Genomic DNA, 7,153 nt, shown 5'->3' with positions numbered 1-7,153 from the left:
CTCAAGTCACCTCGACAGCGGTTACCGATGCGGGATGTCGTCGGCCGGGCCCGGGCCGGCGTGGTCACGGACCGGGCGTCTGCCCGGCGCGGGGCACGGGCGCGCGCGAGTGCACGCGGAGGGCGGCCGCCCCGGGGGATGGGCGGCCGCCCCGTCAGGACGACCTGGGCCGGGAGCCGGTCGGACGCGGGGCGTCGGCTCAGGTCAGACGGCGTGTTCTGCGGGTTCTCTCGGATGCGGCACGGTGAGAGTCTCGGTCGGCGAGGACGGGAAAAACCCTAGTAACGCCGCCGCCGGGGGGACCGCCGACCTCGCGTGAAACAGCGCCGTGTCACACGGTGTTATACAGGGTCGTGCAGGTGCGGACGCCCGGACGCCGTTGCCCGCCGGACGCAGCCCCAGGGGGCTCAGCCATGTACTGCCGGACCATGGTTGAGCGCCGCATGGAGCGGGGCCTCCGGTCCGCGCACCCTCGTACTCGACCGTGTTCACGACCGCACGCTGGGAGCATGCGATGAAGGAAGTCACCGTCCCCGATCTGCACGGCCGGCTCGCCGTGGTGACCGGTGCGAGCGACGGGGTCGGGCTGGGGCTGGCGGAGCGGCTGGCCCGGGCCGGCGCGGAGCTCGTGCTGCCGGTCCGCAACGCGGCCAAGGGCGCCGCCGCCCTCGAACGGATCCGGGCCCTCGCCCCGGCGGCGAAGGTCTCCACGCGCGTCCTCGACCTGGCGTCGCTGGCCTCGGTCGAGGACCTCGCCGGCACCTTGCGGGCGGAGGGCCGGCCGATCAACCTGCTGATCAACAACGCGGGCGTGATGGCGCCGGCCACCCGGCACACGACGGTGGACGGGTTCGAGCTCCAGTTCGGCACCAACCATCTCGGGCATGCGGCGCTGACCGGGCGGCTGCTGCCGTTGCTGCGGGCGGGCCGGGCCCGGGTGACGACCGTGACCAGCGCTGCCGCGCGCGGCGGCCGGATCGACTGGGACGACCTCCAGAGCGAGCGGCGCTATGCGCCGGTGCGTGCCTACAACCTCTCCAAGCTGGCGAATCTGCTGTTCGCGCTGGAGCTGGACCGGCGGAGCACGGCGGGCGGCTGGGGCATCGTGAGCAACGCCGCCCATCCCGGCACGACGCTGACCAACCTCTACGCGTCCGGCCCCAACCTCGGCCGCTCCCGCCCCGCGCCGCACGAGCGGATCATGAGCCGGCTGGCCCGCTGGGGCGTCCTCGTGCACGCGGTGGAGGCGGGCGTGCTTCCTGCGCTGTACGCGGCCACGAGTCCACGCGCCGAGGGCGGGCGCCTGTACGGTCCAGACGGCCTCGGGCAGTTCACGGGAGGCCCCACCGAGCTGGCGCTGTACAAGTCGGCCCGCAGCGAGGCGGACGCGGCCCGCCTGTGGCAGGTCTCCGAGCGTCTGACGGGAGTCGCGTTCGAGCCAGTGGACGAGTCCGTGGACGACCAACGCTCGGGGACGGTCTCGCCGTAAGTACCGCAGAACCGTCGGAACAGGGGAACCAACAGTGGACAGAGCCGAATTGGCCGCTTTCCTCAGGGCGCGGCGTGAGGCCCTTCAGCCGGAGGACGTCGGGCTCCCGCGCGGGCGGCGCCGGCGGACCGGCGGGCTGCGCCGAGAGGAGGTCGCCGCCCTGTGCGACATGTCGGTCGACTACTACAGCAGGCTCGAACAGCCGCGAGGGCCGCGTCCTTCGGAGCAGATGACGGCCGCCCTGGCCCGCGGTCTGCGGCTGTCGCTGGCGGAACGGGACCATCTGTTCCGGCTCGTCGGCCATGCCGTTCCGCACCGGGTGCGGCGCGGGGATCACCTCAGTCCGGGGATGATGCGCATCCTCGACCGGCTCGCGGACACTCCCGCGCAGGTGGTCAACCACCTGGGCGAGACGCTGCGGCAGACGCGGCCCGCCGTCGCGCTGCTGGGGGACGAGACGGCGTTCACCGGACGGGAGCGCAGCCTGCACTACCGGTGGTTCACCGATCCCGCGTCCCGGCTGATCCGTCCGGACGGCGAGCACGCCGAGCAGAGCCGGCTGCTGGTGGCGGATCTGCGCGGCGCGTACGCGCGGGACGGGGGCGATTCGCCGACCTCCGACCTCGTCGACGCGCTGCGGTCGGCCAGCGCCGAGTTCGCCGCGCTCTGGCGCGAGCACCCGGTTCTCGGCCCCTACTGCGGCCCGAAGCGGTTCCGTCACTCGCGGCTCGGGCCTTTGGAGTTGCACTGTCAGACCCTCGTCGACCCCGACCAGGCGCAGCGGCTTCAGGTGTTCACCGCGGTACCGGGCACGGAGAGCCAGGAGAGGCTGCGGCTGCTGACCGTCCTCGGCGAACAGTGGTGAGACCTGGTTCACACCTGCCGTGCTGTCACACCTTCCGGTCCCGTCCGGTCAGTGGGGTGTAGCCCATCCCAACGGCAAGGAGACAACACCGTGGAACCGCGTCTCGACTACTTCGGCAACCCCCTCGCGGGAAAGGTGCTGCGGCACATCAACTCGGCAAGCAAGCTGATCGCGGACTCGTCCCTGCCGGGCACGGTCCAGGAACTGGTGAAGATCCGCGCGAGCCAGATCAACGGCTGCGGCTTCTGCACGGACATGCACACCAAGGACGCCGCCCAAGCCGGTGAGACGGTGCAGCGTCTGCACCTGGTCGCCGCCTGGCGGGAGGCCAAGGTCTTCACGGAGGCCGAGCGCGCCGCCCTGGAGCTGGCGGAGCAGGGCACCCGTATCGCCGACGCGGCCGGCGGCGTCAGCGACGAGGCCTGGGCCGACGCGGCCAAGCACTTCGACGAGGAGCAGCTTGTGGCGCTGATCTCCCTGCTCGCCGTCATCAACGCCTACAACCGCGTCAACGTCATCAACCAGCAGCCCGCCGGCGACTACCAGCCCGGCCAGTTCGGCTGACCGACCCGTCACTTTTTGCGAAAGGAGCGGTCGGCATGTCGTATCCGAAGCAGGTCTACCACGGCGACGGCGGAGAGGTCAGCGCGGACTTCCGGCCGGCGGACACTGCGCCGAACCTCGGCACAGCCGGCGAGGACGCCATTCACTACCTGGCGACCACGACCACCACGCGCGGCGAGTTCGGGCTCTACCGAGTCGAGATGAGCGCGCGGGCGGGCGGCCCGAAGACGCACTTCCACCGCACCGTCTCGGAATCCTTCTTCATCCTCGGCGGCACCGTCCGTCTCTTCAACGGCGAACAGTGGGTCGACGCCCGGCAGGGCGACTTCCTGCACGTGCCGCAAGGCGGACTGCACGCCTTCCGCAACGACTCCGACGCGCCCGCCGAGATGCTGCTCCTGTTCACACCGGGGGCGCCGCGTGAGGCGTACTTCGAAGGGCTGTCTCAACTGGCCGACGCCACGGACGAGGAACGCGCGAGGTTCTTCGACGAGCACGACTCGTACTTCGTGGAATAGGACGTGCATCGTGACGGGACCCGAGAGGACACGTCATCCGCCGCCGGTCCCGTCCTACCTCTCGTCAGTGGCCGGTGTCCGGCGGGCGGCGCTGTCGTCGTCGAGTGCGGCGACCAGGCCGCGCAGCAGGGGACCGTACTCCGGGTGGGCGAGGGCGGACGCCATCTGGGCGACCAGGTAGTCGGCCGGGTTGCCGGTGTCGTACCAGCGGCCCTTGATGACCTGCCCGTACACCGCGCGGGTGGCGGCGTAGGCGTTGATGGCGTCGGTCAGGTAGACCTCGCCGGTGCGGTGCTCGTACCACCGGCGGGTCTGCTCGCGCAGTTCGTCGATGATGCCGGGGGTGACGACGTAGCCGCCGATGGCCGCGTACGACGACGGGGCGGCGGCGGGCTCGGGCTTCTCGACGAGACCGGTGATCCGGAGCTGGCCGCCGCCGAGGTCCTCCTTGACGATGGGGACGCCGTAGCGCTGGGACTCGGTGGGGTCCATCGGCAGGAGGGCGAGCACCGGGCAGCCGGTCTGCTCGTAGGCCCGGATGAGCTGCTGGGCGCGGGGCACCTCGGCCACGAAGACGTCGTCGGGCCACAGCACGAGCACGGGCTCGTCGCCGAAGGAACGGGCGGCGTTCAGCACCGGGGTGCCGTTGCCGTAGGGGCCGTACTGGTCGAGGTAGGTGATGTGGCCCTTGCGGGCCAGCTCGGTGACCTCCTCGACGGCGTCGGCGTAGGCCGTCTTGCCGTCCGCGCGGAGCTGTTCGACGAGGGCCGGGTTGGGGCGGAAGTGGTCCTGGATGAGGCTCTTGCCGCCGGAGACCACGATGGTGATGTCGGTGATTCCGGAGTCCACCAGCTCGCGCACGGTGTGCTCGATGACCGGCTTGTCGCCGACCGGGAGCATCTCCTTGGGTGTCGCCTTCGTCAGGGGCAGCAGTCGGGAGCCGAGTCCGGCGGCGGGGATCACGGCCCTGCGGATCGTCGGGGGCATCGCATCTCTCTCGGTCGGTCGGCGCACCGCACCGGCAGGCGCGGCACGGCCGACGCTACCAACGCCTGTCGTGGCCCTGCCCGGCGCCCGATGGACGATCACCGCGGGACCACGACATCCGCCCGCGCCGGTATGTCACCGCTTTCGATGCCCACTGTCACAGATAGGCCATCCGTCCTGTCTATATCTATATGCTCCCTTTCCTGTCAGATGTCACCGTTGATGTGCGGAGCCCGGAGCCACGGGACGCCTACGAGGTCAGTGCCGAGTTCTACGACATCCTTCAGGCGGACCAGGACCGGGCCCGCGTGCACAGGTTCTACGGCCGCGACGTCCGTACCGCCCGCCGGGGCGTGCTGGACGTCGGTGCCGGCACCGGGCGGGTCACGCTCATGAGCCTCGCCGGATCGCGGGTTCCGGTGCATGCCGTGGAACCCGCGCGTTCCATGCGGTCCCTGCTGATGACGCGCCTGGCGGCGCTGCCCGTGGGCATGAGGTCGCGGGTGACCGTGCATCCCGTCGGACTCGGCGAGGCCGGGCTGCGAGACGTGGCCGACGTGGCGATATGCCATAACACCATCGGCTGTCTCCCGCCGGACGCGCGCCGCGCCCTGTGGCCGGCCGTCGTCGACGCACTCGTGCCCGGCGGGGTCCTCCTCGTCCACCTCCCGCCCGACCGCCTCCCCCATGGCGAAGCGACGCATGATCTGCCGCGCCAGGAGGTCGGCCAGCATGTGTACGGAGGGCGCATGGTGATGTCGGCCGACGCGGACCGGATCCGGACACGCTTCGACTACTGGGTGCGCGGCGCGCGGGGTGTTCTGCGCGAGTACTCCGAGACGTTCTGGATGTGGCCGGCGTCCCGTGCGCAGGTGATCGCGGAGCTCGCGGGTTCCGGGTTCCTTCCGCTGCCCGAACGGGCCGATCCCGCCGTTCTCGCGGTGCGGCTGGGGCGGCACTGACGGGCGTGCGGCGACGGCGGCCCGGCCGCGCGTCCCGTCGTGCCCGCTTGTAGCCTGGTCGTCCAGGACTGGAGGAGATGCATGCGCGCCGAGGACGGCACAGACTCCCTCGACCGGGCAGCACAGCAGTTCATGGCGGCGCGCCCCCAGCTCTTCGGTATCGCCTACCGCATCCTCGGCACCGCCGCGGAGGCCGAGGACGTCGTCCAGGACGCGTGGTTGCGGTGGCAGAGGACCGACCGCAGCGAGATCAAGGAGCCGGCGGCGTTCCTCGCCACGGTCACCGCCCGGCTGGCGATCAACGTCGCCCAGTCCGCCAGGATGCGGCGTGAGTCGTACACCGGCCCCTGGCTCCCCGAGCCGGTCGACACCCGGGCGGATCCGCAGCTCGGTGCGGAGCGGGCGGAGGCGCTCGACATGGCGGTGCTCCTGCTCCTGGAGAAGCTCAACCCGGTGGAACGGGCCGCCTATGTGCTGCGGGAGGCCTTCGACTACCCGTACAAGCGGATCGCGGAGATCCTGGAGACGAGCGAGGCCAACACACGCCAGTTGGTGACCCGGGCCAGGAAGCACCTGGCGGCGGAGCGCAAGGAGCCGGTCAGTACCACGGCTCACCGGCGTCTGCTGGAGGTGTTCCTCGACGCGGCCCGGACGGGCAGCCTGTCGGTGCTGGAGAACGTCCTCGCGCAGGACGTGGTCAGCTACTCCGACGGCGGCGGGATCCGCGGGGCGTCCAAGATCCCGGTCGTCGGCCGTCTGCGCGTCGCCAAGTACCTCGCCGCCTTCGCCCCGCGGTTCTGGCCTCCCGCGGAGGTCCGCTGGGTCGAGGCCAACGGCAGGCCGGCGGTCCTCGTGTCCGCAGACGGAGACCCGGTGGCACTGCTCTGCGTCGATGTCTCGGAGCGGGGCATCGAACGCATCATGTGGGTCATGAACCCGGCCAAGCTGGCTCCCTACGTGGCGTCGCTGACCGACTGAGGCCGACGGCCGCACGCCGCCTCGGTGGCCGCTGTCACAGGTTCGGTGACTTGTCGGTCAACCGGCTGTCCCGGACCTGGGAAGACCGCGACGAGGCAGAGGTGCGTCGAAGATGGCATGTTCAGTGACCGGTTCGGTCCTCCCGCCGTACGGCCCGGCGGGAGGCGCCCGATGAGCGAGCCGTTCAAGCTGCCGGGCCTGTCCACCGAGAAGGACTACGCCGGCGACTCCTTCTCCCCCATCTACACCACCACGGTGACGGTGAGCGGCGGACCGGCGAGTCACGGGCGCGCCTCCGGCAGGGCGCGCTCGGCCGACGGGGTCCTCGACCTCGACCTGCGCATGCCCGCCGAACTGGGGGGAGACGGCCGGGGGACGAATCCCGAGCAGTTGTTCGCGGCCGGGTTCGCCGCCTGCTTCCACGGCGCCCTGAGCCTGGTGGCACGCCAGGAGGAACTCGACCCGGCCCCGATCTCCGTCGAGGCGACCGTGGTCTTCGGGCGGGATCCGGGCGACGGCGGCTACCTGCTGCACATCGACCTCGTGGTCAGGTGGCCGGGCATCGACCCGGAGATCGCCGCTCCGCTCCTGACGAAGGCCGACTCGCTGTGCCCGTACGCGCGGATGGCCTGGCGGGGAACACCGACGACGATCACGCTGGCGTAAGGAACTACAGGACGGCCAAGCCCGCAAACGTGTCCGGGCAACGGGAAGCTGTCACAGATGAGCCGGCGGTCCGGTCGTAATGAGTGACATCCCCGTGATCGGAGAAGACCGTGGCTATCACCGA

8 protein-coding genes are annotated in these 7,153 nt (G+C 71.1%); 7 read left to right on the top strand and 1 reads right to left on the bottom strand.

Going from position 1 to position 7,153, the window contains the following annotated elements; translation table 11 throughout:
• The first annotated feature begins 514 nt into the window (after window positions 1–514).
• The 4 genes from ACZ69Q_RS06410 to ACZ69Q_RS06395 all read left to right on the top strand — a co-directional run bounded on the left by ACZ69Q_RS06410 (window position 515) and on the right by ACZ69Q_RS06395 (window position 3,436).
• Window positions 515–1,489, top strand: a complete 975-nt coding sequence (locus tag ACZ69Q_RS06410; protein WP_471037265.1) for an SDR family oxidoreductase — start codon at window positions 515–517, stop codon at window positions 1,487–1,489.
• A 34-nt stretch (window positions 1,490–1,523) separates the two neighbouring features.
• Entirely contained in the window at window positions 1,524–2,354 is an 831-nt protein-coding gene (locus ACZ69Q_RS06405; protein ID WP_471037261.1) for a helix-turn-helix transcriptional regulator, read from the top strand.
• A 90-nt stretch (window positions 2,355–2,444) separates the two neighbouring features.
• On the top strand, window positions 2,445–2,918 hold the full coding sequence (locus tag ACZ69Q_RS06400; RefSeq protein WP_471037257.1) for a carboxymuconolactone decarboxylase family protein: 474 nt from the start codon (window positions 2,445–2,447) through the stop codon (window positions 2,916–2,918).
• A 35-nt stretch (window positions 2,919–2,953) separates the two neighbouring features.
• The gene (locus ACZ69Q_RS06395; RefSeq protein ID WP_471037253.1) at window positions 2,954–3,436 is read left to right on the top strand and encodes a cupin domain-containing protein; all 483 of its coding nucleotides are present in this window, start codon (window positions 2,954–2,956) and stop codon (window positions 3,434–3,436) included.
• A gap of 54 nt (window positions 3,437–3,490) precedes the next feature.
• Here ACZ69Q_RS06395 and ACZ69Q_RS06390 read toward each other — a convergent pair whose 3' ends face one another.
• Window positions 3,491–4,423: a UTP--glucose-1-phosphate uridylyltransferase gene (locus ACZ69Q_RS06390; RefSeq protein WP_471037251.1), complete on the bottom strand. Its 933-nt coding sequence runs from the start codon at window positions 4,421–4,423 to the stop codon at window positions 3,491–3,493.
• Between the two features lie 224 nt (window positions 4,424–4,647).
• On the opposite strand from ACZ69Q_RS06390, the gene ACZ69Q_RS06385 reads away from it, so the two are divergent.
• The 3 genes from ACZ69Q_RS06385 to ACZ69Q_RS06375 all read left to right on the top strand — a co-directional run bounded on the left by ACZ69Q_RS06385 (window position 4,648) and on the right by ACZ69Q_RS06375 (window position 7,029).
• The gene (locus ACZ69Q_RS06385; RefSeq protein WP_471037247.1) at window positions 4,648–5,385 is read left to right on the top strand and encodes a class I SAM-dependent methyltransferase; all 738 of its coding nucleotides are present in this window, start codon (window positions 4,648–4,650) and stop codon (window positions 5,383–5,385) included.
• An 81-nt stretch (window positions 5,386–5,466) separates the two neighbouring features.
• The gene (locus ACZ69Q_RS06380; protein WP_471037245.1) at window positions 5,467–6,363 is read left to right on the top strand and encodes an RNA polymerase sigma-70 factor; all 897 of its coding nucleotides are present in this window, start codon (window positions 5,467–5,469) and stop codon (window positions 6,361–6,363) included.
• A 171-nt stretch (window positions 6,364–6,534) separates the two neighbouring features.
• Window positions 6,535–7,029 (top strand): Ohr family peroxiredoxin, encoded by a 495-nt coding sequence (locus ACZ69Q_RS06375; protein WP_471037241.1) that lies wholly within the window; start codon window positions 6,535–6,537, stop codon window positions 7,027–7,029.
• Window positions 7,030–7,153: the final 124 nt, after the last annotated feature.

Source organism: Streptomyces sp. NPDC036764 (assembly GCF_055609385.1).
Note: the sequence above shows the minus strand (reverse complement) of the source record. Positions and strands in the feature narration are given on the sequence as shown.